The organism is Paenibacillus sp. FSL H8-0079 (assembly GCF_037991315.1).
GTDB lineage: Bacteria > Bacillota > Bacilli > Paenibacillales > Paenibacillaceae > Paenibacillus.
Genome location: NZ_CP150300.1, coordinates 106,294 through 133,207, shown reverse-complemented (window position 1 = coordinate 133,207; position 26,914 = coordinate 106,294). Strand labels below are relative to the sequence as shown.

The following is a 26,914-nucleotide window of genomic DNA, read 5'->3' as shown; positions in this document are numbered from 1 at the left end:
AGCAATGGCAGAAATTCCCTGCATCTGCGAACTGCTCTTTCTGCGAAGACGGTTTAAATACACGTTGTTCTACAGCAAAAAAATGGTGCAAACATTCCGGTAGCCTTCATTTCATTTGGTGTTTTTGATATACAAAAACGGGCCACGAAATGTTGGCCAGGAGCATGCGGAAATGAAAACATTTTGCAAAATTATGCCTCTAAAAATACAAAAAAAAGTACTCCCGCAGGACGGGGCACCTTCTATAAAAAACATAAATATATTATCGCTCATTCATAAGCCCATGCAATAGTTTACCCGTTACCCCGTCTGCTGTCAAGGCTGACTATTCCGGGGAAACGGGTAAATTATAGACGTCAAAAATGACTACCGATTATCAGAATCGTCGTCAAATTCATCCTCGTTTTCGGACTCTTCTTCGTCTTCTTCGAGGTCTTCATCTTCCAGATCGTCATCTTCGACCAGCACTTCTTCTTCTTCGCTGTCTTCTTCATCAAAGATGTCGTCTTCGTCTTCATCTTCTTCGTCTTCATCTTCGTCTTTATTCGTGCTGTCGAAGTCTTCGTCGCTGTTATAGCTGTCTTCTTCACCGAAGTCTTCATCTTCCAGATCATCGTCTTCATCGTTGATGATACGCGGACGTTTCGCACCCGTCATGGAATCTTCTGTTCCAGCTACCGGATACCAGCGCTTCAAGCCCCACAGACTCGTACCGACGCAAGCAAAACGACCATCGATATTAATCTCGGTATATAGCTGGGCGATAAACTCGTTGATTTCTTCATCAGTCATTCCGCGCTGCTTCGCTACCTCATTCATCAAGTCACGATAGTAATACGGCGTATTAGCCGCTTTCAGCACCATAAAGGCAAGGTCCACCAAAGGGATCTCTTTTACCTTTTCTTTATCAATTTTCAAATTGAGCGAGGTACTCACTGCAGACACTTCCTCTCACACAAAATTCACTTTTTAACCCCTACGAACTGGACTGTTACGTATAACATATCCATTAACAAACCTAAGTAAAACCTATTTAGCGTTAAAAAGCAAGTTTTTATGTACGGATGTGACGCAAATGCGGATAGCAGCAACAATATGTCCATATATTCAACGCAAAGTAACATCGAACTCCTAGAATTATCCTCATTTGCAAAAAAGACAACTCCATAATAAAAAAGACGGAGTCCCCTCCGCCTTCTGACTGTATACCCTTGAAGGATTGCTCCTCACCAGGTTCCCCGCAAGAGCCCTCTAGCTCTCCATCCATCATATGTCCCTGCGCCCGTTTTGACACGAAGAGAATGTGTTTTTGTAAAAAAAGGGCAAGTTCCCCATGCGGCGGGATGAGCGCATTCATAGAATACCTCAGCATGTTCATCCCGAAGGGGGCTGCCCATTATGGACTATACTGGTTTATTGCATCAATTGATTGACGGAATGCGACGCCCTGAACCAGAACAGGGAGGGCGATATTTGATCCGATTTGCCAAACCGCAGCAGTACGAAGCCTGTCTCCTGGAATTGTCCCGAATGCGGAATGAATTCACCGACCTTGGGGCTGTTCGCTCCTCGCGACTCGCTCGTTCCATTATCGCTCCAGTGCAACGCCCGGAGGATCTGTACCGCTATGGGGATGAGATTACGATTGAAGCAGACGTGCCCATCTCACTTCACGCCACCGCACTCCACAGCAAACCAAGCAATGCTCAAGGCATACCCTGGGGAGTGAAGCAGATTCGGGCACCCAAAGTATGGTCTGTGTCTACAGGACACCGGATTAAAATCGGTGTGATTGATACGGGTGCTGACTACCATCACCCAGATCTTCGTTACTCTCTGGCACGCGGAATCAATCTGTTAAACCGCAGCCTGCTTCCCCATGATGATAATGGACACGGTACCCACATTGCAGGGACCATCGCCGCAGCCAACAGCACCGCAGGTATGATCGGTGTAGCTCCACGCTCCCTAATCTATCCGGTGAAAGCATTTGACCACAATGGATCGGCTTATGTATCCGACATTGTGCTTGGCATCGACTGGTGTGTACGCAACAAGGTCGATATCATCAATATGAGCTTTGGCATGAAAACACGCAGCAAGGCGCTTCTTGACGTTGTCAATCGTGCATACCATGCTGGAATCGTCATTGTTGCTTCGTCAGGAAATGACGGCAAACGCCGCAGTATTGATTATCCGGCACGGTATCCGCAGACCATATCGGTTGGGGCAACCGACAAAAACAGGCGTATTGCGTCCTTCAGCAATCGCGGCGCATACGTGGATGTGTATGCTCCTGGCGATAAGATCGTCTCCTCCTGGGTACAGGGCAAGCATCACGAGATGAGCGGCACATCCATGGCGACGTCACATGTGAGTGGCGCTATCGCTTTGCTGCTCGCAAAACATCCGGGGTTATCCCCTAGTGAAATCAAGGCACTCGTCAAGCGTGCTACGATCCCGCTGCGCGCTCGCAAGACCACCACCGCCAAAAGCAAGGTACGCGGTGGCGAGATTGACGCCCTGCGGCTAATGCAAGAGTGCGGGGAGTGATCCGGCTCTGCCAGCGGTCAGCAGGACTCAATTGAAGCTTGGCGGTGAAACACAGTAGTTCACCCGGCACCGTACGCGCAAAGAGAGCATGGCGTAGCGGCAGAGCCTTTAGCTGGCGCCCGCTGTGATGACAGAGCAGGGCGGGCTTGTGTATCCAGTGGATAGGCCGGTTTCTGTAGCCCTGGGTACACAACAAAAAAAGTCTCCATGTACCCCGTTGATGACACAACGTGGGCATGGAGACTTTTTTCCTTAGGCAGAGCGGCGATGTGTCGCGAGCCTGGATTTTACATTTTGTCTGGAGCGGTTACGCCTACCAGACGAAGCGCTGTGGCGATAACGGTGCGCACAGCACCGATCAGTGCCAGACGTGCTTGAGTTTGCTGCGCGTCTTCCGTAATAACACGTTCTGCACGGTAGTAGCTGTGGAACAGGGATGCCAGCTCGTATACATAACGGATGATACGATGAGGTGCATATCCTGTTGCCGCTGCCGAGATCTCCTCAGGCAGCTCTCCCATTTTGCGGAGAAGGTCATACTCATGCTCTGTTGTCAGCTTGGACAGGTCAATCTGTGCCAGTGGCAGCAGCTCAATACCCTGTTCTTCAGCCTGACGATATACGCTGCATACACGGGCATGCGCATATTGTACGTAGAATACCGGATTCTCATTAGATGTCGAAATCGCAAGGTCCATGTCAAAGTCCAGATGGGAGTCCATGCTGCGCATTGTGAAGAAGTAACGGATGGCATCAATGCCGACTTCATCCATCAGGTCTTCCATCGTTACAGCTTTACCTGTACGTTTGGACATTTTCACTTTTTCACCGTTCTGGAACAAGCTTACCATCTGTGCAATCAAGACCACCAATTTCTCAGGGTCATTGCCCAGTGCTTGCATCGCGGCTTTCATCCGTGGAATATATCCGTGGTGATCTGCACCCCAGATGTTGATCATCGTGTCGTATCCACGCGCATATTTGTCACGGTGATAAGCAATGTCCGGCGTCAGGTAAGTATACGTGCCATCGTTCTTGATCAATACACGTTCTTTGTCGTCGCCATACTGCATCGTTTTCAGCCAAGTTGCCCCGTCTTGCTCATAGATCTCATTGCGGTCACGCAATTCATCCAGTACGCGCAGCACTTCTCCGTTGTCATACAGGGAAGTTTCGCTAAACCAGATATCAAAGTTAACACGGAAGCGATTCAAGTCACGTTTGATCTTGTCCAGTTCCTTCTCCAGGCCAAAGTCACGGAAATAAGCCGCACGGTCACCCGGGTGCATGGACAGCAATTCTTCGCCCTTTTCAGCAACAAGCTGCTTGGCGAATCCTTTAATATCTTCACCGTGATAACCATCTTCAGGCATCTCAGCATCCTGACCCAGCTCTTGCAGATAACGAGCTTCAATGGAACGAGCCAGATTAAACACCTGATTACCTGCATCATTAATGTAGTACTCACGAGTTACATCATATCCTGCGTAGTCAAGGATGTTACATAGTGCATCACCTACAGCTGCTCCACGGGCATGACCCAGATGCAAACTACCTGTCGGGTTGGCACTAACGAACTCCATCTCGACTTTTCGCCCTTCTCCGATGTTAATTCTTCCGTAATCTTCACCCTGGTCCTGCACAAGCGCAAGTACTGGGTAAAGGTAACTCTTGTCCAACTTGAAGTTAATGAACCCTGGACCAGCAATTTCAGCCTTCTCGATTCCAGCTTCAGCCAGATTCAGATTAGCAATGATCTCTTCAGCAATCTGACGCGGATTGCGCTTGGCAATCTTGGTAAGCTGCATGGCAGCATTGGTCGCCAAGTCCCCGTGTGTCTTCTCACGCGGCACTTCCAATGTGATAGCTGGCAATTCGTCCTGCGTAACAATCCCGGCCGCCACAATGGCGTTACCGATGGCTGTGCTTACCCGTTCGTTAATCGTATCTAGTGGATTACGTGTCATGAAATTGGTTCCTCCTGTATATGCAAACTAATCGCGAAATGTCCGGATTCTTCATCAAAGCGGTAAAAGTCGTAGCTCCACGCTGCGCGTGCGCTCAATCCCTGAATGGAAAGTTCCAGCTTCTGTGTATGCGTGGACAGGGCAAACGACATGTATGGCGATCGGTAGAAACCAGGAAGCTTCCGATTCAATTCAAAAGTCTGCTCCGATTCAACCTCACCATGACGTATAATCTTGATGGATTGTCCGCCCAGCTTCAATGTGGTGCGGGTTGTGCCTCCCTCGGGTCCAACCTGTGGTTCTTCATAACGAACATAAAGAACAGACCCTTTCACCACGGCTTCACCCTTCATTTCCTGCAGCACATCTTCACCTTCATAACGGCTGTGCAGCCGGATGTGTACCGGTCGCATGTTCGACATGAATGTTAACCTCCATTATATTCGAGGCGACGCAAAATCAGGCACGGCCGGTGAGAACAGCCCTTCCTGTATTGTTGTGTCGCTATACGCGCTCATATTCCCGGATAGCTCGCTATCCTACACTCTACTGTATAACTATATCCAGTTCCCTCGCTCAATTCAAATCCAAATTCAGAGTTTTTTCCTCATCAAGCCAAAAAAGAAGAGCCGCACCTGTAAAGTGCAACCCCCTTTTGCTTCATTATAATAAGATTCGTTCATCCGATCAGGCCCATTGCGATTCATAAGGAAAAGGACATGTCGACTCGCTCAGCTTCGCTCGCACCTGTACGAGACAACCACAATGCCGACAGGTTGTGTCATATTGCAATCCCGGACATGTCGAGCAGATGGAGAGTCTACGCTCATATTCCTCATCCTGTACCGTCGATCGTGAGCGTGAGGCAATCTCAATAAGTCTGGCCATTTTGGCATCACTAATCTTCACATCATACTGATCATTACAGCCCTTGCAAGGTTCCTGCCTCTTCATTTATTAACCCTCTACAGCGATGACCCCAACCGATGCTGGTGGAAGGACAAAACGCAAGGTATTATTCTCAAGTGTGATTCCATCCCACGTCACAGGCTGAACGTGATTCGGCTGTTCAAACGTATTGAATGCACCAAAATCAGCATGATGCAGAATCTGCCCGGATACTTTAGCCGCTTGAGTCGCTTCCAGTTGACACACGACTTCTAACTCATCCGTGTGACTCAGATTACAAGCTGTCACATGAATGACCCCATCCTTGTTACGGGAGGCTGACAAGCTGAGCTGAGGAATGGTGTCTTCTCCGAAGGTGTATCCAGGGCTTTCATAATTCAAGTCCAGTCGCTGCGCATCCATATGAACCTGATACATATCAAATACATGATACGTAGGGGTCAGGAGCATTTTGTCCCCTTCCGTGAGCACAAGCGATTGAAGCACATTGACGATCTGCGCAAGATTTGCCATGTGTACCCGTTTATTATGTTGGTTGAAAATATTCAGGTTAACGCCTGCAAGCACAGCGTCCCGCATTGTATTCTGTTGATACAGGAACCCTGGATTGGTGCCCGGCTCAACGTTGTACCATGTACCCCATTCGTCCACAATAATGCCGACTCTGCCTTCTGGATCATATTTATCCATAATCTCGGAGTGCTTCACCAGCAACTCTTCCATATATAGCGTCTTCTTCAAGGTGGTGAACCATTCAGCCTCGCCGAATCCTGTTGCTGCACCTTTATCATTCCACTCTCCTGTAGGGATGGTGTAATAATGAAGACTGATTCCATCCATAAAGCGAGCAGCCTCCCGCATCAGGACTTCCATCCATTCATAGTTGCCTTCGTTGGGCCCACAAGCGATTTTATAAATCTCGTTACCGGAATAGTTACGTACATATGTAGCATACCGGCGATATTCATCCGCATAATATTCAGGACGCATGTTTCCGCCGCATCCCCAGTTCTCATTTCCCACGCCAAAATACTTCATTTTCCACGGTTCTTCCCTACCATTACTCTTACGCCAGTTCGCCATCGGGGATTCGCCATCAAACGTGATGTATTCCACCCATTCCTGCATCTCCTGCACTGTACCGCTACCCAGATTGCCACTAATATATGGCTCCGTGCCGAGCAGCTCACATAATCTCAAGAACTCATGTGTACCAAAGTGATTGTTCTCTTCCACACCGCCCCAGTGTGTATTGATCATACGAGCACGCTCACTCTTCGGACCTACACCATCTTTCCAGTGATACTCATCGGCAAAACAACCTCCTGGCCAGCGAAGCACTGGAATATTAAGCTTCTGCAAGGCCGTTAACACATCATTTCGAATGCCATCCGTATTCGGAATAGGTGAATCCTCTCCTACCCACAACCCCTCATATATACAACGCCCCAAGTGTTCAGAAAAGTGACCATATATGTTGCGGTTTATTAATCCTTGATCTGAATCCGCCTTTAAAATAACATCGACCATGATTTCAACCTCCATAAAATGTATTGTTATCGCTTACAATAACTCGTTTCGGAGTAGGTTTCAACCGTTTTTATTTCTACACAAACAAGCCTCTTCCTGTGTAATTGATCAGGAAGAGACTTGTTTGTTATAGAAATTCATGCAGAGACATACCAAATTGATTTTCATTCATTTCTAATTTGGATTTGCTTGGTTGTTATTTCAGAATAACAGGCTATTTAATCCTGCTCTGAAGGTAACAAGATTTTTTGTGTCCAGGTCGTTCCACCATCTGTAGTCTGATAAATCGCAGGTGAGTTATCACTTGTCACTACCAGCCAGCCTGTCTTCGCAGATGGGAACGAGATACGGGAACTATATCCCGGATCTTTCAGGTCAACGTTTTTCCACGTGGAACCTGTATCATATGAACGCCCAATCCCCACTTTACCAGCTGCAGGCGACCCTGCGGACAGATAAGCCGTCTGATTACCGATCAGCGCCATGTTGCCTGGATGACCGCCAGGATTGGCAGGTCCAGTTCCTTTAGCCGTACTGTTCGCACCCGGTGCAGGCCCTCCCCCTGCTGTGGATTGCGCAAATACTTGTGTCCAATCCTTCCCTTGGTTACCGCTCGCATAGAGGGAGTAGGATTGTTGGGACATGCCTGCATCACCATACAGAAGGGCCCATACTTGCTGACCATGTGCATACAGATCCGCTCCGCTCCATGTATCCGATGTAACCCGGAGAGAAGTGGTCCAGTTCTTGCCACCATCACTCGTTTGCTTTAATTGATATCCCAATCCGGGTACAACCACGACAGCATACCCTTGCTTCTCTGTCGCGAAGGTAGCTGCACGCGTGTTGACAGGAGTGTTCATTTTGCTCCAGGTTACGCCACCATCCTTCGTCTGATATGCACCATTATAGGTGTAACCATAACCTACATCTTTATTGCGGAAATCAATGCGTTTGAATTGAATACCCGGTGTATCGAGCCGCGTCCAGTGAGATCCTCCATCATTGGTACGGATCAGATAGGTTGCAGGTGAATCCTTCACTCGTGCCAGCGCATAACCGTTCACATTATTCGGAAAATCAAGCTGTGTGAATTGCCACTGCCCGGTATATATGGACTGCCATGTACAGCCTGAGTTCGATGTACCGATTAGAAACCCCTCGCCCCCGGCTCGTCCAGTTGTATCATTAAGAAAATCAATATCAGTAAATTGCAGGTGTTGCTCTTCCACACCACTACCCTTTTTCAAAATAGCAGATAGTCCATGGTCTCCCTTTCCACATGCCTGTGAGGATGCAGCGTTAGCACCTGATAGCGTATGTACCGGTCCCATCCCCCAAGCCAGCGTTAACGATAATGCCAGCGCACCAATCCGTTTCCATGTCATCGTTCTCTTGGTTGTCATCGTAACACCTCCTTCTATGGTTTTACCCAAATTGGATGCTTTTAACGTAACAATCCGATGAACTCCGATGACAATTTCGCAAGAAAAAAACCACCTTTACCCATGATTGGATCATGTAGGAAAGGGTGGTTGATTACTAAACGTTGTGTACTCTAAGTTAAATGGGAAATGTCCTGATACCAATGATAACAAAACTGACACTTAAGAAAAGGCATAAACTAAAATATATTTTGTTGTATTTATATACCCGAATACTATATGCAGCAAAAAGCATCACGAGGTTAGCCACCATCAATGTGAAGTTGAGAAATACCGTCACTGCTAATACAAAATTTATGACAAACACTATAAAAACTGCAGTTAGCCACTTGGGATACATACTCAATTGAGATCGAATCACACGCATACACGTTCACCTTCCTCTATTTCCATATTATACATAAATACTAACATAGAATCATCCCACAGCAGGATATCTGCATAAACGAGCCTATACTAACACATGCAATAAATGGTAGAGTCATAGGAACGTACGTGCTATAATTAATGTTATGGACTTTTGAATAACGGTGGATGTTTTCGGATCACGGCGTAGCTTCCCGAGAGGGGGTGACGTCGATGGTCAAACTTGTGGCGTTGCTTGATGTGATCCGATGGATTGCTGCGATCCTCAGTATTGTACTGAGCGGACGAAAGCTTTACCGTTGGTTACGCAAAAAGTTTCGTAGCAAGCGAAAACCCACCTCATAAGGTTGGACGCCTGACGGTGGGTTTTCGCTTGAATAACAGTATTTAATTCATGCACGCCGTGGCAATCCACAGCCTTTCAGGTCCTAAGAGTCTTTGCCGTTGGCGCGGTAAAGGCTCTTTTTTTAGTATATGGTCGAACCCGATCACCATATACTTCACGAGTGTAATATATAAACTCATATACTACTGAATACTGATGTAGCCAGTATAACATAGCTCCAGACAGAAGTTAAATTAAGTTAATTGAATTCAACCTCGTTATTTCGCTTGGCAGAATAGTTTCGGATCTATCATGCAGCCGGTTCCTTAAGCTGGAATAGTTGAAGACACGCGGTAACGTTAGTAATAAAAAAATGCCCTCCCCTACGCAGATTTGAACCCGCGCAGACAGAGAGCATTATACTTGCTTATCGATTATTCTGTGATTATTTCACGAATCCAAGCAGCATTTCACGGATCAGCTTCGCAGCTACAATCTGTGTCTGTTGTGTTGAATCATAGATTGGTGCAACCTCAACCAGATCACAACCAACTACATTTACATCAGATCCAGCGATCATGTGGATGGCTTCCAGAAGTTCCTTGGACGTAATACCGCCCGCTTCTGCTGTACCTGTTCCTGGTGCTGCTGACGGATCAAGTACATCGATGTCGATGGTTACGTATACCGGACGATTGCCCATCTTCGGAAGAGCTTCCTTCATCGGAGCTGCCACTTCAAATGGATAGAAGTTAATGTTCTCGCGACCATACTGGAACTCCTCACGGGAGCCAGAACGAATACCGAACTGATAGATGTTTTTGCCACCCATCAACTCAGCTGCTTTACGTACTGGTGTGGAGTGTGACAGTGGCTCGCCTTCATAGTTTTCACGAAGATCTGCGTGTGCATCAATATGAATCAAGATAAGATCCGGGTATTTCTTGTACATTTGTTGGATGACCGGCCAAGTAACCAGATGCTCGCCACCGAGACCAACTGGGAATTTGTCGTCAGCCAATAGGCTACCAATGTATTCATGAATTACTTCAAGGCTGCGTCCCGCGTTACCGAAAGGCAAGAGCAAGTCTCCAGCGTCAAAGTACGTCATGTCTACAATGCTTTTGTCGAGGTACGGGCTGTACTCTTCAAGTCCAACCGATGCTTGACGGATATGAGATGGGCCAAAACGGGAACCCGGACGGAAGCTGACGGTATAATCCATCGGCATTCCATAGATAACTGCTTTCGAGTTCTCATAATCCTCAGAGCTGCAAATAAATACGTTTCCTGAATAAGCTTGATCCAGTTTCATTAATGATTTCCCCTTTATTTCGTTAAATCTTCCACGAATTTAGGAAGTACAAATGCTGCTTTGTGCAGACGCGGAGAGTAATACTTGGTATCCATCTCCGGGATTTGAGTCTCATCCACTTCGAGCGGGTCATGTTTCTTGCTACCCATGGTGAATGTCCACAAACCACTTGGATATGTTGGAATATTACAGCCGTACACATGTACGATCGGGAAGATTTCTTTGACGTCTTTGTTCACCTTCTGGATCAGATCCGCCTTGAACCAAGGGTTGTCCGTTTGGGCAACGAAGATTCCGTCTTCTTTGAGTGCTTCGTAGATACCTTGGTAGAAACCACGCTCAAACAGTGGCGCAGCCGGGCCTACAGGCTCCGTGGAGTCTACGATAATCACATCGTATTCATTTTTATGTTCAATAATATGCATGTAGCCGTCGTTTACGAGCACTTCAACATTAGGCTCGTCCAACTTGCCGGCGATTTCAGGCAAATATTTTTTAGAGTACTCAATGACTTTACCGTCGATTTCGACGAGAACTGCTTTTTCTACAGCAGCATGCTTAATGACTTCACGAATGACTCCGCCATCGCCGCCACCAACAACCAGAACTTTTTTGGGATTCGGGTGAGTGTTCAGCGCAGGGTGTGCCGCCATTTCGTGATATACGAATTCGTCTTTTACGGTAGTCATCACCATGCCATCAAGGAGCAACATGTTACCGAATTCCTCGGTTTCTACCATGGCCAAATCTTGAAAATCGGTTTTCTCTGTAACATAGGTCTGCTTAATCTTCGCGGTGATCCCGAATACCGGGGTCTGCTTCTCCGTAAACCACAATTCCATAATCTCTACCTTCTTTCCGTAAAGTTAATGATCAGCCATATCCGACCAAGCGCTATGCACTATAATCGGTTCGCCCAAGCACGTCCAGCGTTCGGCGCCATATCGCGTTATGATTGCTGGCCTGCGGGAAAGGTCCGCGGTTCACTTCATTATATAGATTAAATTTGACCAGAGCGTGCAGAGCGTCTGACTAATCAATGAATCAATGACCATTCGTCTGTTCGTCCTTACGCGCTTTAGTATCTTGTGCCGAATCTTACCTTTTCATTACCCTTTTGCATTATACGCGATTGACGTTTATACTGCAAAACGGTTTTTCCGGCGAAAATGCTACATTTTGTTCGCTTATGCACCCGATTGAATATCCCTGCCAATCAAGTCCCATACTGGAAGAAAAGAGAGGAGCCCGTTCCATGACCAAGCCAAATCAAAAGACCCGCAAACGCGGGTTCCGTGTACGAAAATTCATTAAAAACCTGTCTCTGCTCGCCGTGCTCGCCATGCTTGCTACCGCGGCGGGACTAGTGTATCTATACGCAACCAGCCTGCCTCTCGCAGACTCGGACCGGAATTCCAGATTGCTGGACAGTCAAGGTGAAGTCATCGCTACCTTCTCCGCAGGTGGCAAAGATTCTGTACCTGTTCAACTGGAAGATATCGCGCCAGATCTGGTCAATGCCACTCTGGCTGTAGAAGACCGAAAATTCTATAATCACTACGGGTTCGACGTGCAAGGGATGGGACGGGCTGTGCTCGTTAACCTCGAACATATGCAGATGTCGCAGGGTGCGAGTACCTTGACTCAACAGCTGGCGCGTAACCTGTATCTATCTCATGAGAAAACATGGACTCGTAAAGCCAAGGAAGCCATGTACACGGCGCAATTGGAGATGAAATACAGTAAGGATGAAATTTTGCAGATGTATCTGAATGAAATCTATTATGGGCATGGAGCGTACGGAATCGAAGCGGCTTCGCGGATGTATTTTGGCAAATCAGCCAAACAGCTGGATCTCGCAGAGAGCGCCATGCTGGCAGGAATCCCGAAAGGGCCCACCTACTATTCACCCTATAACCATATGAAGAATGCCAAAGACCGACAGAAGATTGTGCTGAATGCCATGGCCGATATCGGCAAGATCAACCAGGCCGAAGCGGATAAAGCCTATGAGAAAATGCTTTCGTTCAAACCGGAAAGTGAGCGTAAAACAGTGGAAAGCGCACCGTTTTTCCGTGACTATATTCGGAGTCTGGCCATCAAAGAACTGGGAATCAGTGAAGCGATGCTGGATCACGGGGGTTTGAACATCTACACTACACTGGATCTGCGTGTACAAAAAGCAGCTGAAGACGCCATAGCGAAAGGTATGGATGCCAAAAGCGAGCTGGAGACGGCCCTCGTGTCCATTGACCCTCGAACGGGCTATATCAAAGCCATGGTAGGCGGCAAGAATTACCGCACCAATCAGATTAACCATGTACTGGCGACCACACGCCAGCCAGGTTCGGCGTTTAAACCCATTATGTATCTGGCAGCCCTGGAATCCAAGCAACTCACCAGTGCATCCATGTTTAACAGTGAACCTACCCTGTTTCATTATGACAACGACCGCAAAACCTATAAACCCGGCAACTTTGGAGACAAGTATCTGGGTGAGATTGATCTAAGACAGGCGATCGCCGCTTCAGACAATATCTATGCGGTGAACACCATTATGCAGATTGGTCCTGAGCAAGTTGTGAGCATGGCCAAAAGCCTCGGCATTACAAGCAACCTGAGCGCCGTGCCCTCTCTTGCACTGGGAACCTCACCTGTCAGTCCGCTAGAGATGGCGTCGGCCTTTTCTGTCATCGCGGCTAGTGGACAACGGACGCCACCTGTAGCCATTTTGCAAGTGACGGATGCCGCAGGACGTGTGCTCTATGAATCGCCCCAGACGAAGGCTGAGACCGTGGTGGAACCTGCGGCAGCTTATGTACTGACTCGTTTAATGGAAAGTGTCTTCGAAAATGGGGGAACGGGTAACCGGGTGTCTGCTGCGATCAAACGTCCAGTAGCCGGAAAGACAGGAACGACCAATACGGATGCTTGGCTGGTCGGATTCACACCGGAGCTCTCCACCGCGGTATGGGTTGGTTACGATCAAGGCAAAGCCATCTCGACTTCGGATGGCCGACGGGCGGCGCCGATCTTTGCCCAGTTCACAGAGCAGGCCCTTGCGAGCGTACCACCCAAAATCTTTACCGTACCTGATCGTGTTGTAAGTGTCTATATCGACCCCGAATCCGGCAAACTGGCAGGCAACGGCTGTGAAGAGAAGCGATTGGAAGTTTTTATTGATGGCACTGAACCGACAGAGGTATGTCATGGTACGGCGGATGATTCGGATTCTGGAGAAGATGAGAAGACCCGTCAGGTACAGAATCAACAAGGCATACAGGAAGAGAAACATTCCTGGTGGGGAGATTTCAAACGTTGGTGGGTAGAATGACGCAAATGCGCGATGACTTAGTTACGTCACCTTCGACCCCTGGTTATATTGATCATTTGGAAATTCACTTCGGATGAAAACTCATAATTATTCAGATCGATGAATACTGTTAATGAACAAGCAAAAAGGCCCCAACCGAATTTTCCGGTTAAAGGGCCTTTTGCTTTTTTTCTTTTATACTGTGTTGAATGATCTAACTTAGGCAAGTGCTTCCTTCAATACATCCGGAGAAGCATTCCACCAGTCTTCGTTGTGTGAGATCAACAGTGTCTTAAGTGCAGCTCGAGCTTCGGGTCCAAGCTCATCCAGCATGAAGCGACGCTTCAAGGCATAATCCATGCGATTCACATGTTCGGCCAGCAGTTTCCATCCACGTCTTGCTTCCGTATCAATCCACATCTCACATGCCGTTGCTCCACCATACAGTTGGCCTTCCTCCGTGCGATCGACAGCTACCCATACCAGCCATACCTGGCGTCCGTTGGGCACATCCTCACGATTGGTAGAGAACTTGATATTGCGTTCCACTTTACTCTTCGCATGCATCGCACCAATATCGATTTTGGCTTCGCCATTATCAATAATGACCGGGGAAAGGTTATTCAGTTCAATGGAGCCCGCACCGAAGCCTTTATGCTTGCTTTTTGCACTAACGATATTCAAGGCAATCTGTTTTTTGCCGTTTTGCTCGTTTTGGTCCATGTTTATAGCCTCCAAGGGTTGATACAAATATTTTAACTAATAATTGGCCCATTGCAAACATATACATGCTGTAGATGCTTGTCAACGGGAGGTATTTAACGATGATTCCACGACGCGCCAAGAGCTGGCTCACCGCATCCCTGGCCCTGTGTGTGCTGGCCGGAGGGATATGGATCACTCTGGGTTACACTCGCTCAACTCATTCCGAATTGCCAGTACTCGCCCCCGAATCGGGCAAGCCCAAGGCAATAGCTCCAACCCCAGCACCTCCAGAAAGTGTACAGACCCCTACCGCCGAAGTGTACAGCGACCGCATTGTGGAATATCACATGGATGTAAAGCTGGCAGAAGGGAACGTATTAGAAGGAACTCAGACGATTACATGGACACATCCAGGTAAAAAAACCGTCAATGAGCTTTATTTTCATATGTACCCTAATGCCTTCTCTTCTGCTGACACCACCTTTATGAAGGAATCCGGCGGAAAGCTTCGGGGTGATGTCATGCCTACCAATGGCTATGGTTCCATGCATATTACCGAAATGAAAACGGAGGACGGGCTCTCTCTTCTGCACCGGATGCAGTATGTGCAGCCAGATGACGGAAATATCAAGGACACCACCCTCATTAAAGTACGTTTGCCCAAACCCGTCAAAGGCGGGGAAAGCATCACACTCCACACCCGATTCGAAGTGAATCTGCCCAAGATTTTTGCAAGGATGGGAACTGCTGATAATTTTGTCATGGCAGGTCAATGGTTTCCCAAACTAAGTGCCTATGAACCTGTGGGCAGGCGCGGACGAACAACGGAAGGCTGGAATCTGCACCAATACCACGGCAATTCGGAATTTTACGCCGACTTCGGTATATATAGTGTACGTATTCGGGTGCCTGAAACATACAAGGTGGCTGCTACCGGATTTCCGACGCAGCAAGCCGTGGTGAAGAATGGAGAAAAAGTCTATCAATTCTATGCTGATGATGTGCATGACTTCGCCTGGGCAGCCTCACCCGATTTTGTGTATGCCGAGGAGCCTTTCTCTGCACCCAATGTACCTGGTGTACGAATCAAGTTATATCTGGACCCTGCTCATCAGGATCTGAAAGAACGTTATTTCTACGCCGCGAAGGCCGCTCTAGCCAATTATAGCAAATGGTTTGGTCCATATCCTTACGCCACTTTATCCATCGTTGTTCCACCCAAAACGGGGAACGGTGCCGGAGGCATGGAATATCCCACGCTAATCACAGCCTTTGGAGCCGATGATACCACGCCAGGTTATGACCTGGAACGAACCGTAGTCCACGAGATTGGACATCAATACTTCTACGGCATGGTTGCCAGCAACGAATTTGAGGAAGCTTGGCTAGATGAAGGATTCACCTCTTATGCAGAAGACAAACTGATGGAGCAGGAATACGGACTGATCCCGAACCTGCCGGTACAATCGGGACTGATTACGTCTCCTTCATCTTTAACACAAGAATCCTGGAAGTTCGATTCACAGAATGAGTATGCAGCCAATGTCTACACACGTGGCAAGCTTGTATTACTCGGTATTGAACATCAAGTTGGTGTGAAAAAGATGGAACGTATTCTCTCTACCTATGTGAAGAAGTACCGCTTCAAACATCCCACTTCGGCTGATTTTCAAAAAGTTGTGGAACAAGTGACCCGTACTTCCTGGTCTGATTATTTTAACCAATATGTCTATGGTAACGGAATGGCTGACTTTGCTGTAGAGAAGATCCGTGTTACACCCGTGCAGAAAGACGGCCAAACATGGTACGAGTCATCTGTGACGATCGCGAAAAAAGGCAGCGACTACAGCGCCGTTCCTGTTCGCATTGTTTTTGAAGACGGACATATCCTCACCAAGCAATGGGATGGCAAAGAAGATCGCATCACCTATAAATTAATTCACACATCTCCCGTGTCCTGGGCCATGACCGATCCCCTGTACACGATCGTGCTGGAGAACCGCCATATGAACAATTTCCTGAATGCCGGACTGGATGAGCGGGCGAAGTCCCGCTGGAGCATGAGTGTAACCAAACTAATAGAAGCCATATTCGGAAGTCTGTCATGGTGAGGTGGAAACGGTGAAAGCGAAAATACGTGAAGGCTGGTTTCTCGTCCGTCAGCATATGTTCATTGCAGCACTTTTATTTCTTTATCAACTTATATGGGGATATTTCCTCTATCGAATGATACAATCGGCTGTCGTCCCACTACTCCTGCGTTATCCGGATCCCGATGCCGGGGAGCTAAGTACGCTTTTGTTCAAAATGGAAAGCCAACTTAACCTGTCTACCCATCCGGAGGTTCATCGTTATCTGTGGATTCTGGGGGCCATGCTGCTGCTTCGCATGTTGATTAGCCCCCTCATTCAGGCAGGACTGCTCTATTCGCTTCAGCACTATAATAGTACAGAAGAGCGAATTCCATTCGTCCGCGGGATTAAAAATCTATGGAAACCGATGCTGCTGCTCCATACCATTCGTACATTATTGATGCTTTTGCCCGGCTACTGGCTCGTGCCGAAGCTGTATTCCATTCTAATGGATGGATTTCATTCCCTTCAATTACTCTTGCCAGGCATACCCTATGTTGCCGCCTGGATCGTATATGGCTGGATCATCCACCATACCCTGCTCTACATGCAGTTTGGTGTTTCCGCACCGGAAGGGGAAGGTGGCGCTCACGGCACACTCAAAGCGCTCTGGATTACAATGCGCCATCTCATCACCGTGATCGGCATTGCACTGCTGCTGGGGGGAGCTCACCTGCTTGTCTTCGGGGCATTCACTTCAGCCTCATGGTTACTAACAGGACTCACCGGACTTATACTACAACAGACGTATCCACTTGCCAGATGTCTATTGAGCCTATGGAAAATATGCGCCCATTTCCGATTATGGCAGTCCAAAACATCCAAAGGTTAGAGCAGATAGTTTAAAAATTGTTACCATCACATGTTAAACTTATGGCCTAATATGTACTTATAAATAGGCAAACCTCAACCTTTCCCCGTCAAAGGTCGAGGTTTTTTTGCTAATTTTGTTGTTAAACGTTGCCAAACCGGTACTCCTCTGTTACAATAATCGCAGTGAGTTTTTAGTAACAACTTTGTAATCTTTACATTCATATTTGTAACTACTTAAAATTAAATCGTCATTTCTTGATTTCGCAGGTGCATAACTAGCATAGCCAAATTCCTGGCACCTGGGAAGCGGGGGAACCAGTTATGGGTGAATTGATCTTGCTACAGAGGGATCATAGGGGACCTTCAACCGAATCCTTAAGCTAACCTCGCAGGCGTTGGAAGGGGTATATCTCTTGTTCAAGAAGAAAATAACCGCAGCTGTACTTAGCCTCACATTCGCATTATCGCTTGGTGCAGGCAGCGCATTCGCAGATTCAAAGATGGACAAAGTAATTGATTCAGCAATGGGAACTACATACAAAAGTGGGGGAACAACGCTTAACGGCTTTGACTGCTCCGGATTTACACGGTATGTATTCGACAAGTTGGGTATTGATTTGGCACGCCAATCCAGTTCCCAATTCGACATGGGTGATTCCGTATCCCGCATGGAGATGAGAGCTGGCGATCTGGTATTCTTCAATACAACAGGTAAAGGCGTATCTCATGTAGGAATCTTTGTAGGGGATGGAAAGTTCGCACACTCCTCTTCTTCCAAAGGTGTTACGATCAGTGCATTGAGTGAAAACTATTGGGCCAATCGTTATGTTGGCGCTAAACGGATTATGAGCACGGACGCATATGAATCACTGGCCCTTGACTAGGGACAAGCTGAGCAACATGATGCTGTAACCATTAACCATACTGGAACGAAGCAAGAAGCATAACAGAACCGCCGGATACATTCTCCGCAGGAATGTATCCGGCGGTTTTTTTGTGCTTCATTCCCTGTTTACGTTGCAAGTTACACATGAGGTATATCCTGCGACATCAACAGGTTCATTTTGCGTTCGCTCGTCCGTGCCCTTATGATGTTTTTACCCATCCCGTTATAATATAAACGGAATTACCGGAACTTTTGTTTCATTTTTTTCCTGGAAAGGGAGACTTGCTAAATGAACGGCTCTTTTGTAGAGTGGACAGAGAGTTTGGTAATGACTGAGAGGAGCGTGCAGATGTATGAATGAAGCCCCTGTAACGTTTCACGTTGTACCCATGCAAGAAGAACATGCGGAGCTTATCTGCAGTTGGCAGTATGACCCGCCTTACAATATCTATAGCTGGCTACCCTGGGAGCAGATGAAAGCACTGGAAGTTGAATTTGGGGATGCGCAGCTGCGGCAGGAACAATATGCGATTGTTCTTGATCAGCATGATCGCATCTGCGGATTTGCTCAATACTTCCCACTTCAGGGAGTAACCCGGATTGGCCTCGGCATGCATCCAGAGCTGTGTGGTCAGGGTCAAGGGAAAGCTTTTGTCACCGCCATTGTGCAGGAAGCCATTCGCCGGAACCGGACGAATGAGATTGATCTTGAAGTGCTCACCTGGAATGCCCGTGCCATTCAAGTCTATCTGAAGAATGGATTTGTCACTCAGGATACATACGAACGACAGACACCAAGCGGCTTAATGCCCTTTCACTGCATGGTCTATGAAGGGCATCGCGATTAGAATCCATTGCAAAACAACCCAATCTGCCCCTTGTTATGTGATTAGTTCAAAAAATTACCACAAAATGCTATGATGTCACTACAGGTTCCGTTATAATGATATGGATAGTTTCAGGTTAGATGATCTTTCATTCTGGAGGGGACATAAGGGATGCACAAATGGATCATGAGCGGGGTATTTTTTGCAGCATGCGCTTTAGCTATTGTTTTAATGTTTACGCTTCCAGGGAAAGAGGAAGTGGCTGAAGAAGCCAAACCAACCATGCCAGAAGTAGCACTGGATGCCGGACAGGCTGAAGCACTGGTCAAAGCCAATTGTATTTCCTGTCACGGAGATCAGCTTCAGGGTGGCGTAGGGCCTGCTCTGGCGAACATCGGTAGCCAGGATGATCTGGAGAAGATCTATTCCACGATTGTCAAAGGTAAAGGTGGCATGCCTGCCTTCAAAGGCAGGCTGCAGGATGAAGAGATTGCAAATATCGCTATGTGGTTGGCAGAGAAGAAATAATCTTTGCACACGCACAACAAAGAGGCCCTTAATCCCCTGTTGGGAGAATAAGAGCCTCTTTGTTGTATCATTTATTGGGCTTCTGACGCGTGCTCCGCCAGAAAGGCCTCGACTTCACGTGCGGACGGCATCCCGGACTGGGCGCCGAGCTTCGTCACGGATAACGCGGCCGCACCCATGGCGAAGCCTACGGCCGCGTCCAAAGTCTCACCGCGCGCGAGGGCTACCGCCAGCGCGCCGTTGAAGCAATCGCCAGCGCCGGTCGTATCGACGGCGCTTACGGCGTAGCCGGGCGCACGGCACGCGCCGGCACGCCCTGCTTGTACGCGGCCGCCAGGCGCCGCCGCGTACACAGCCCCCTCGGGGCCGAGCGTCGTGACGACAGCGGCCCCGAGGGATGCGGCGAGCTCTGCGACCGCCGCATCCAGGTCTTCCGGCCGGAGATGATCCCGGCCGGTAAGCACGGCAAGCTCGCTGCGGTTCGGCGTGACAACGTCGATGCACCGCAGGAGCTCCTGGGGCAGACCCGGCACCGCGGGAGCCGGGTTGAGCACCACCAGTGCGCTGCCTTCAGCCGCCAGTTGGGCGGCGCGGGTGACTGCTGGCAGCGGAATCTCCAGCTGCAGCAGCACCGCTGCGGCTGCAGTCAGGCTTTTTACCGTATCCGCCTCTTCCAGCATCTCAGGCACAACTTGTCCATTCGCACCAGGAATAACGATAATCCGGTTGTCTCCCCGAGAAAGCCAGATGGAAGCCGTCCCTGTAACCGTGTCTTCCAATATGCGAACCTGCGAGGCATCTGCACCACTTTCCGTCAGACTGTGCAGCAGACGTTCGCCAAAACCGTCCGATCCCACCGCACCAATCATCGTAGTCTGTCCACCCAGACGCGCAGCGGCAACAGCCTGGTTTGCCCCTTTGCCACCAGCGAGATAATGCAGCTCCTCACCGCTCACCGTCTCTCCCTCTTCCGGAATCGTATCCGTCTTTACCACGAGATCCATATTGAGACTGCCTACGACAGCAATAAGAGGTTGTTTCTGATTATAGTCTGACATGTATGGTTCACTCACTTCCGGCCGCGCGATAATAACCGATCTCGTTATTCGGACCTCATTTTGTCATAAGCTTCGTTATATTGTCCTGCTTCCTTGATATCTACAGATGTAATACCACCCGCATCCCATGACGTGAGACGCAGCGTAACCGTTGTATAGTCAATCGTAATAAAAGGATGATGATTGAATGCTTCCGAGATCGCAGCGACCTCATCCACAAATGCAATCCCTTTCATGTAGTTGGAAAACATAAATTTACGTACAATCCACCGTCCCTCTTCCAGTTCCCAGCCTTCCAGCCTCCCCAGATGAGCTTCGACTTCCTCTTGCGAAAAAACCATGCGTTATCTTCCTCCCCATAGGATGGTACCTTACAGACAACGTGCGTCTGTATAACCACCGACACCTTCGGCGCGATTCATAGCAACCTCAAAGGCCAGGCTCACCGCCATGCGGTTAGCCCATTTCACGACTAACATCTTACCACGGACAAGCTTCAAAATCCAATCAACTACATGGCATAGAACCAATAACCGTAAGGCTTTGAGGAGAATCCCTTCTCCATTCATGCCCCCGAAAATAGCATGTACACATACTAAATTAACGGCACAAACGTCAACTCTTCTTCCCCAATCAAAATATGAATGCGGTGCTGTTCCTTATCATGGATGACCACTCCACTTCCAACCGGAATGATAGACTCCTCACCTAGCGCATAGAACAGATCCTCCGCTAACGCCTCATCCACTTCAAGTTGCTCAGGTGCCCCGAGTCTCTCCCACTCTTCCGCATCCATTTCAAAGAAAACATATCGATCCGGTATGCGTCCGATTGCCGTTGTCAAATCTGTCAAAATTCCTTCATAATCCCGTCCATGCTTTACGCCCATTGGCTTTTCACTCCTATTCGGCCCCTAAGGAGCGGATTTGATCTTATTATACCTGAAAATAACACTTAAAAAAAAAGGCCTTCTGGTCGATAAATACTATATATGACCGTTCTAACTGTTTATGCAGCCACAAGGGATGCCGAACATGTAACGGATTGCGGCACAATGTTCGTCTGGAAGCCCGGATATAGCCGCTTGAAAGGATTCAATTTTATCTCATGGATGAGGTGTATAATGAACATTTCAACAATTATTGGACTTGTTTTGGGACTCGCTTCACTTGTACTCGGTATGATGTTGAAGCATGCTCCCCTAATTAATCTGGTCAACAACCCAGCAGCCTACATGATTATATTTGTTGGTACCGCAGGAAGTATTTTTATGGCATTCCCCATGTCAGAAGTTAAGAGAATTCCGAAGCTTTTCGGGATTTTGTTCAAACAGCAAAAATTGATCGATCGCGTATCCCTGATCGGCACGTTTATGGACTGGGCTTCCACTACCCGTCGTGAAGGTTTGCTTGCACTGGAATCAAAAGTAGAAGATATCGACGATCAGTTCCTTCGTAGCGGTATGCGAATGATTATCGATGGTAACGATCAGGAATTTGTAAGTGATGTCCTAATGGAAGATATTCATACCGCAGAAGAACGCCACCGCAGTGGTGCGCTACTCTTCGCCCAAGCAGGTATGTATGCTCCAACACTTGGCGTTCTCGGAGCCGTAGTTGGTTTGATCGCAGCCCTTGCGGACCTTAGCGATATGGATAAGCTCTCTCAAGCCATTGCGGCAGCATTCATCGCTACCCTCTTGGGTATCTTCACAGGTTATGTACTGTGGCATCCAATGTCCAACAAGTTGAAGCGTATGTCCAAGCAAGAGATGGAAATCAAGTTGATGATGGTTGAGGGTCTGCTCTCGATTCAATCCGGTGTTTCCACCGTTGCCATCAATCAGAAATTATCTGTATTCCTGACACCTTCCGAACGTAAACAACTGGATGAGAAGGGGGACTCATCAGGTGAAAAAGGCTAAGAAGCACGAACCACATGAAGAACATATAGACGAGAGTTGGTTGCTTCCCTATTCCGACTTGATGACCTTGTTGCTCGCTCTGTTTATTGTATTGTTCGGCATGAGTTCAATCGATGCAGCTAAGTTCGAACAGATGGCTTCCGCACTAAACAGTGCATTAAATGGAGGTTCCGGAATTCTGGACCATTCGTCCATGAATCCGGATACGCCAGGTGCTGATTTGGGTAAGAACAAACAAGAACCTACAGAAATCACCAAGAAAACACCAGCTCAGATTACAGATGCACAGATGGCTAAGAAAGAACAAGAAGACCTGGAGAAACTCAAAGAGCGACTCGACAAATATATCTCGAAGAACGGGCTCTCGGACCAGCTGAACACCAAGCTGAATCAGTCTGAATTGAAGATCACCATCAGTGATAATGCCCTGTTCTCCTCAGGACGAGCGGATGTAAAGACTGAATCCCGCTCCCTGGCCAAAGCGATATCAAGTATGCTGCAGGAGTTCCCTGAATACGAAGTGGTTGTATCCGGTCATACCGATAATATTCCCATTTCGAACAACCAATATAAGGATAACTGGGATCTAAGCGCAGATCGTGCGCTCAACTTCCTGAAAATCCTGTTGCTGAACACGCAACTGGACCCTTCCAAATTCACACCAAGTGGTTATGGAGAGTATCATCCCATCGCCAGCAACGACACCAACGCTGGACGAGCACAGAATCGCCGCGTAGAGGTATCCATCATTCGGAAGTATCAAAGTAACAATACGAATGTAAAAGCCGTTGGCGAAGGAAACTAGAAGCCTGCAGCGATTCATTAACCAAAAGACCGTTCTCCAGATACAAGGAGAACGGTCTTTTGGGTTTATATATGGCTGGCGCTTGGTTTATCCTATATATTTTCACATTATTTCGGATGAATTAGTCAAAGTCTACTCGACTATTCCAGTGAATAGTCGAGTAGACCGCCCAGTTCCGCTTTTTCGGCGGCGGTAAGCTCTCTCCATGCACCTGTTGCCATTTCTCCAAGATGGATATTCATGATTCGAACCCGCTTCAGCTTACGAACCTCATAGCCAAAAGCACTACACATCCGCCGAATCTGGCGGTTCTTTCCTTCGGTCAGGATAATTCGGAATACACGATCCGTCATCCGGGTCACTGTACATGGCAGTGTCATTTCACCCAGAATCTTGACTCCTGTACTCATGCCTCTAAGGAAACTCGGGGTTACGGATCGATCAACAGTGACGATATACTCTTTCTCATGGCGCCCTTCTGCTCTGAGAATCCGGTTAACGATATCACCATCATTGGTCATCAGGATCAAACCTTCAGAGTCCTTATCCAGACGTCCAATAGGAAAGATACGTTCATCGTGCCCGACAAAATCAACGATATTGCCCTGAATATGCTGCTCGGTTGTGCTTGTGATCCCGATCGGTTTATTCAGCGCGATATATACGTGTTTTCTCTTTTCCTTGATCGGCTTGCCATTGATTCGTACATCGTCGCCTTCTTCTGCCTGACTGCCTAGCTCAGCCTTAATTCCATTAATCGTGACCTGACCGCTATCCACCAACTTGTCGGCTTCACGCCGGGAGCAGTAACCTGTTTCACTAATAAATTTATTAATACGCAAAAGGTAATCTCACCTCATCTATTTCTCTTCATCTGTAAGTGGCTCATCCGTTACCTGATCTGCCTCAATAACTTCCGGTTGTTGCTCGGATGCAGGCAGTTCAATAATAACCGTTGTTCCCTTGTTCATGACGCTTTTAATATCCATCATGCCCTTATGTGATTGAATAATGCGCTGACTGACCATCAGGCCAAGCCCTGTTCCAGACTCTTTGTTCGTAAAGAAAGGCTCCCCGAGTTTGGGCATCATCTCTTCCGGGATACCGATCCCTTCATCCTTGATCTCAATTCTGACCAGGTTCAGCTGTTCGTCGTGCTTGAGCTTGATATGGATGCTACCTCCATTGGGCATGGCTTCCATACCATTTTTCAGCAAATTGATGAATACCTGCTTCAACTGGTTCTCTTCACAGTGTACCATAGCCGAATCGGATGAGGCACGCAGTACAAATTCTACACCATGCAGATGCGCCTGACTATCCAGTAACGAGATGACATCGCCGAGAATAAAACGAATATCCCGATTCTGAAAATGAACCGCCTGCGGTTTGGCGAGAATCAGAAATTCACCGACAATAAGGTTGATACGATCCAGCTCCGATAACATCAGATCCAGATGACGATGATTCAGCTTGTTGCTCTCTTGCTGTAACTGCAAGAACCCGCGCAGCGTGGTCAGCGGATTACGGATTTCATGTGCCACACCTGCTGCAAGCTGCCCCACGGTTGTAAGCTTCTCAGAGCGTCTGAGTAGCTCTTCCATCCGATTACGACTTGTAATATCCCTGGAGACACTAATGAGCGCGGTAATCTCTCCAGCCTCGTCTCGTACAGGAGCCGTACTGACACTGACCTCTACCCGAGTCCCGTCTTTCTTCATCCAGGTGGTTTCAGACGTAATAGACATACCCTCAACGAGTTGGGCATGCTGGCGTTTCATTTCTTCTTCTGCCTCTGGCGGGATGATCTTCAGATTACGACCTTCCACCTCACGACTTCGAAAGCCATATAATTGTTCAAATGCCCGGTTAACCCGCAGCACTTTCCCTTCAAGATCCGTAATATGAATGGCATCAGCTGTCTGGTTGATAATGGACTCCAGATGCTCTTTCACTGCTCGATTCTCTTCATACATCTGTTTCAGACGGCTCGTATAATGGCCCAGATTGCGAATCATGGCATTAATCCGATTGGCCAGTTGGCCAAGTTCATCCTTCCTCCGGACTTTCAGACGGAAGTCAAAGTGTCCATCGGCTACATCATTCACTTTGCCCAGTATGGATTGGATCGGGCGCGTAATATACCCTGCGAGCAAATAGCTACCAAAAATCACGATCTCCAGCAAAACCAAAGATATGGAGGCATGGCTCACCAGCTGCTCAGATACCATGGAGGATATTTGCTTATAGTCCATGACAATACTGATGACATAGGAAGACTGATTGGGTGTGAAAATGGGAATAAAACTCTTCAGCACCTTCTGTTCGTGTGTTTCGCTGACAAAAGATACATTCTGCCCTGTTCGAATGGCGCGCACCACAGCACGGTGGTCCTCTTCCGTAGAACCATATTGGTATGTGCCGAAACGAATCGGTCTGTTATTCAACTTGCTAAAGTTCGAATCTCTTCCGTCATCACCCATGTTCGGGCTACCGAAAGTTAACGGATTGATGCCTGTAATCTCCAGAATGGAGGGATTGACCTCACGAATTTTATTCAAAATCTCATCCGGACTAGAGATTTTCACATAGTCATCAACTTCCGTATTATTATAGAAGGGATTGATTATGTAGTTTCTCTTTCCATCATGGTAGTAACCCCAGATATCAATATCCGAAGGACTGGACGTCGAATACTCGAATCCATCTGACCAGAAATGTTCCAACTTCTGCCCTTGGGGAATCGTCACCTGTTGTTTTTCAAACAACTGCTTAAATGCCTGATACCAATAGGTCATGGATTTGGTGGACAGCCCAAGCTCTCTCGGATCTGAGGAGCGGCTAACCACAATATCATCATCCGTCTGCTCCATTAACGAAATATGCGAAACGCCGACCTTTTGGCTCAAGCGTACAAGTTCTTCATTTGTGATATTATTAATATCTGGGTCCAATTCTTCCGCCGCCATGACGGCAGCAAGCCACAGATTATTTCCAATCTGTCTTTTTACATAATCCGAACTGTATTGATTCTGTTCGACAGCAATTGCAATCTGCTTCGCAGTGAGCACCATCTTGGTTTCACTGTCCTGCCTCAGATTCTCTTCTGTAGTATAATAACTCAGTGCGATATTCAACACTAAAATAACGAGCACTGAGCACGACATAATCATGGATAATTTCGTTTTAATAGACAAGTTTTTTTGTTCACCTCTCGGCTTGTACCCTCTGGCGATATATGGCAAAACCTATATCCATCATAACGCTTGTATGACTTTTTGAAAAGGATAATTGACCTGTGTCCAAAAGTTACCGATTGGCTAAAAAGCTCGAAATTCGTTGTTTCTTGCCATTTTGAACTCTACAATGAAATTAATCACTATATTTATCCACAAATCCACAGGCTTGTGGATAGTTTGTTTATAACTTTGTGAGCAACTACATGGTTATCCACAATTCTATACACAACATGTTAACAACCCGAATGCTTGTTCGCTGAATAAACGATTTTGG

Annotated in this window: 24 protein-coding genes and 1 riboswitch; of the genes, 10 read left to right on the top strand and 14 right to left on the bottom strand. The window is 47.6% G+C overall.

Annotated elements, in window-relative coordinates:
• Positions 1-366 precede the first annotated feature (366 nt).
• The gene (gene rpoE, locus MHI06_RS00615; RefSeq protein WP_340400091.1) at positions 367-936 is read right to left on the bottom strand and encodes a DNA-directed RNA polymerase subunit delta; all 570 of its coding nucleotides are present in this window, start codon (positions 934-936) and stop codon (positions 367-369) included.
• 462 nt (positions 937-1,398) lie between these two features.
• Between rpoE and MHI06_RS00610 the strand changes: the two genes are divergently transcribed.
• Entirely contained in the window at positions 1,399-2,553 is a 1,155-nt protein-coding gene (locus MHI06_RS00610) for a S8 family peptidase (RefSeq protein ID WP_169483065.1), read from the top strand.
• Between the two features lie 287 nt (positions 2,554-2,840).
• On the opposite strand, the gene argS is transcribed toward MHI06_RS00610, so the two are convergent.
• From argS to MHI06_RS00585, 5 genes are all read right to left on the bottom strand, one after another.
• Positions 2,841-4,520 carry an arginine--tRNA ligase gene (argS, locus tag MHI06_RS00605; protein WP_340400090.1) on the bottom strand — a complete coding sequence of 560 codons (1,680 nt, stop codon included), beginning with the start codon at positions 4,518-4,520 and terminating at the stop codon, positions 2,841-2,843.
• Positions 4,517-4,942: a DUF1934 domain-containing protein gene (locus tag MHI06_RS00600; protein WP_340400089.1), complete on the bottom strand. Its 426-nt coding sequence runs from the start codon at positions 4,940-4,942 to the stop codon at positions 4,517-4,519. The genes argS and MHI06_RS00600 overlap by 4 nt, the downstream gene beginning before the upstream one ends.
• A gap of 265 nt (positions 4,943-5,207) precedes the next feature.
• A complete protein-coding gene (locus tag MHI06_RS00595; protein ID WP_340400088.1) occupies positions 5,208-5,474 on the bottom strand; it encodes a DUF6171 family protein in 267 nt (88 codons plus the stop codon).
• 3 nt (positions 5,475-5,477) lie between these two features.
• Entirely contained in the window at positions 5,478-6,959 is a 1,482-nt protein-coding gene (locus MHI06_RS00590; protein WP_340400087.1) for an alpha-N-arabinofuranosidase, read from the bottom strand.
• Between the two features lie 218 nt (positions 6,960-7,177).
• A complete protein-coding gene (locus tag MHI06_RS00585) occupies positions 7,178-8,365 on the bottom strand; it encodes a hypothetical protein (protein WP_340400086.1) in 1,188 nt (395 codons plus the stop codon).
• Between the two features lie 618 nt (positions 8,366-8,983).
• On the opposite strand from MHI06_RS00585, the gene MHI06_RS00580 reads away from it, so the two are divergent.
• Positions 8,984-9,115, top strand: a complete 132-nt coding sequence (locus MHI06_RS00580) for a hypothetical protein (RefSeq protein WP_017691304.1) — start codon at positions 8,984-8,986, stop codon at positions 9,113-9,115.
• A 425-nt stretch (positions 9,116-9,540) separates the two neighbouring features.
• Here MHI06_RS00580 and speB read toward each other — a convergent pair whose 3' ends face one another.
• Positions 9,541-10,410 carry an agmatinase gene (gene speB / locus MHI06_RS00575; RefSeq protein WP_169483070.1) on the bottom strand — a complete coding sequence of 290 codons (870 nt, stop codon included), beginning with the start codon at positions 10,408-10,410 and terminating at the stop codon, positions 9,541-9,543.
• Between the two features lie 14 nt (positions 10,411-10,424).
• Positions 10,425-11,252 carry a polyamine aminopropyltransferase gene (gene speE / locus MHI06_RS00570; RefSeq protein ID WP_017691306.1) on the bottom strand — a complete coding sequence of 276 codons (828 nt, stop codon included), beginning with the start codon at positions 11,250-11,252 and terminating at the stop codon, positions 10,425-10,427.
• Positions 11,253-11,665: 413 nt separating this feature from the next.
• On the opposite strand from speE, the gene MHI06_RS00565 reads away from it, so the two are divergent.
• Complete coding sequence (locus MHI06_RS00565) at positions 11,666-13,744, top strand: PBP1A family penicillin-binding protein (protein ID WP_340400085.1); 2,079 nt, start codon at positions 11,666-11,668, stop codon at positions 13,742-13,744.
• Between the two features lie 198 nt (positions 13,745-13,942).
• On the opposite strand, the gene MHI06_RS00560 is transcribed toward MHI06_RS00565, so the two are convergent.
• Complete coding sequence (locus MHI06_RS00560; protein WP_017691308.1) at positions 13,943-14,446, bottom strand: YwhD family protein; 504 nt, start codon at positions 14,444-14,446, stop codon at positions 13,943-13,945.
• 101 nt (positions 14,447-14,547) lie between these two features.
• On the opposite strand from MHI06_RS00560, the gene MHI06_RS00555 reads away from it, so the two are divergent.
• The 5 genes from MHI06_RS00555 to MHI06_RS00535 all read left to right on the top strand — a co-directional run bounded on the left by MHI06_RS00555 (position 14,548) and on the right by MHI06_RS00535 (position 19,614).
• The gene (locus tag MHI06_RS00555; protein ID WP_340400084.1) at positions 14,548-16,539 is read left to right on the top strand and encodes a M1 family metallopeptidase; all 1,992 of its coding nucleotides are present in this window, start codon (positions 14,548-14,550) and stop codon (positions 16,537-16,539) included.
• Positions 16,540-16,549: 10 nt separating this feature from the next.
• Positions 16,550-17,392 carry a hypothetical protein gene (locus MHI06_RS00550; protein ID WP_340400083.1) on the top strand — a complete coding sequence of 281 codons (843 nt, stop codon included), beginning with the start codon at positions 16,550-16,552 and terminating at the stop codon, positions 17,390-17,392.
• Positions 17,393-17,645: 253 nt separating this feature from the next.
• Positions 17,646-17,783, top strand: a riboswitch (cyclic di-AMP (ydaO/yuaA leader).
• Between the two features lie 18 nt (positions 17,784-17,801).
• On the top strand, positions 17,802-18,257 hold the full coding sequence (locus MHI06_RS00545; protein ID WP_340402025.1) for a C40 family peptidase: 456 nt from the start codon (positions 17,802-17,804) through the stop codon (positions 18,255-18,257).
• Between the two features lie 355 nt (positions 18,258-18,612).
• Positions 18,613-19,107, top strand: coding sequence for a GNAT family protein (locus MHI06_RS00540; protein ID WP_340400082.1), 495 nt, complete (start codon positions 18,613-18,615; stop codon positions 19,105-19,107).
• A 150-nt stretch (positions 19,108-19,257) separates the two neighbouring features.
• Positions 19,258-19,614, top strand: a complete 357-nt coding sequence (locus MHI06_RS00535; protein ID WP_169483076.1) for a cytochrome c — start codon at positions 19,258-19,260, stop codon at positions 19,612-19,614.
• A gap of 71 nt (positions 19,615-19,685) precedes the next feature.
• Here MHI06_RS00535 and rbsK read toward each other — a convergent pair whose 3' ends face one another.
• From rbsK to MHI06_RS00520, 3 genes are all read right to left on the bottom strand, one after another.
• Positions 19,686-20,672 (bottom strand): ribokinase, encoded by a 987-nt coding sequence (gene rbsK / locus MHI06_RS00530; protein ID WP_340400081.1) that lies wholly within the window; start codon positions 20,670-20,672, stop codon positions 19,686-19,688.
• A gap of 44 nt (positions 20,673-20,716) precedes the next feature.
• Positions 20,717-21,013, bottom strand: a complete 297-nt coding sequence (locus MHI06_RS00525) for a 4a-hydroxytetrahydrobiopterin dehydratase (protein ID WP_169483078.1) — start codon at positions 21,011-21,013, stop codon at positions 20,717-20,719.
• 254 nt (positions 21,014-21,267) lie between these two features.
• A complete protein-coding gene (locus MHI06_RS00520) occupies positions 21,268-21,561 on the bottom strand; it encodes a hypothetical protein (RefSeq protein ID WP_340400080.1) in 294 nt (97 codons plus the stop codon).
• Positions 21,562-21,795: 234 nt separating this feature from the next.
• Here MHI06_RS00520 and motA point away from each other — a divergent pair, with 234 nt between their 5' ends.
• Both motA and motB read left to right on the top strand, forming a co-directional pair.
• On the top strand, positions 21,796-22,596 hold the full coding sequence (gene motA / locus MHI06_RS00515) for a flagellar motor stator protein MotA (protein WP_169483081.1): 801 nt from the start codon (positions 21,796-21,798) through the stop codon (positions 22,594-22,596).
• Entirely contained in the window at positions 22,583-23,401 is an 819-nt protein-coding gene (gene motB / locus MHI06_RS00510; protein ID WP_340400079.1) for a flagellar motor protein MotB, read from the top strand. The genes motA and motB overlap by 14 nt, the downstream gene beginning before the upstream one ends.
• A gap of 140 nt (positions 23,402-23,541) precedes the next feature.
• Here the strand turns inward: motB and rluF are convergent, their stop codons facing one another.
• Both rluF and MHI06_RS00500 read right to left on the bottom strand, forming a co-directional pair.
• Positions 23,542-24,243: a 23S rRNA pseudouridine(2604) synthase RluF gene (rluF, locus tag MHI06_RS00505; RefSeq protein WP_169483083.1), complete on the bottom strand. Its 702-nt coding sequence runs from the start codon at positions 24,241-24,243 to the stop codon at positions 23,542-23,544.
• 18 nt (positions 24,244-24,261) lie between these two features.
• Positions 24,262-26,598 carry a PAS domain S-box protein gene (locus MHI06_RS00500; RefSeq protein WP_169483084.1) on the bottom strand — a complete coding sequence of 779 codons (2,337 nt, stop codon included), beginning with the start codon at positions 26,596-26,598 and terminating at the stop codon, positions 24,262-24,264.
• Between the last annotated feature and the right edge of the window lie 316 nt (positions 26,599-26,914).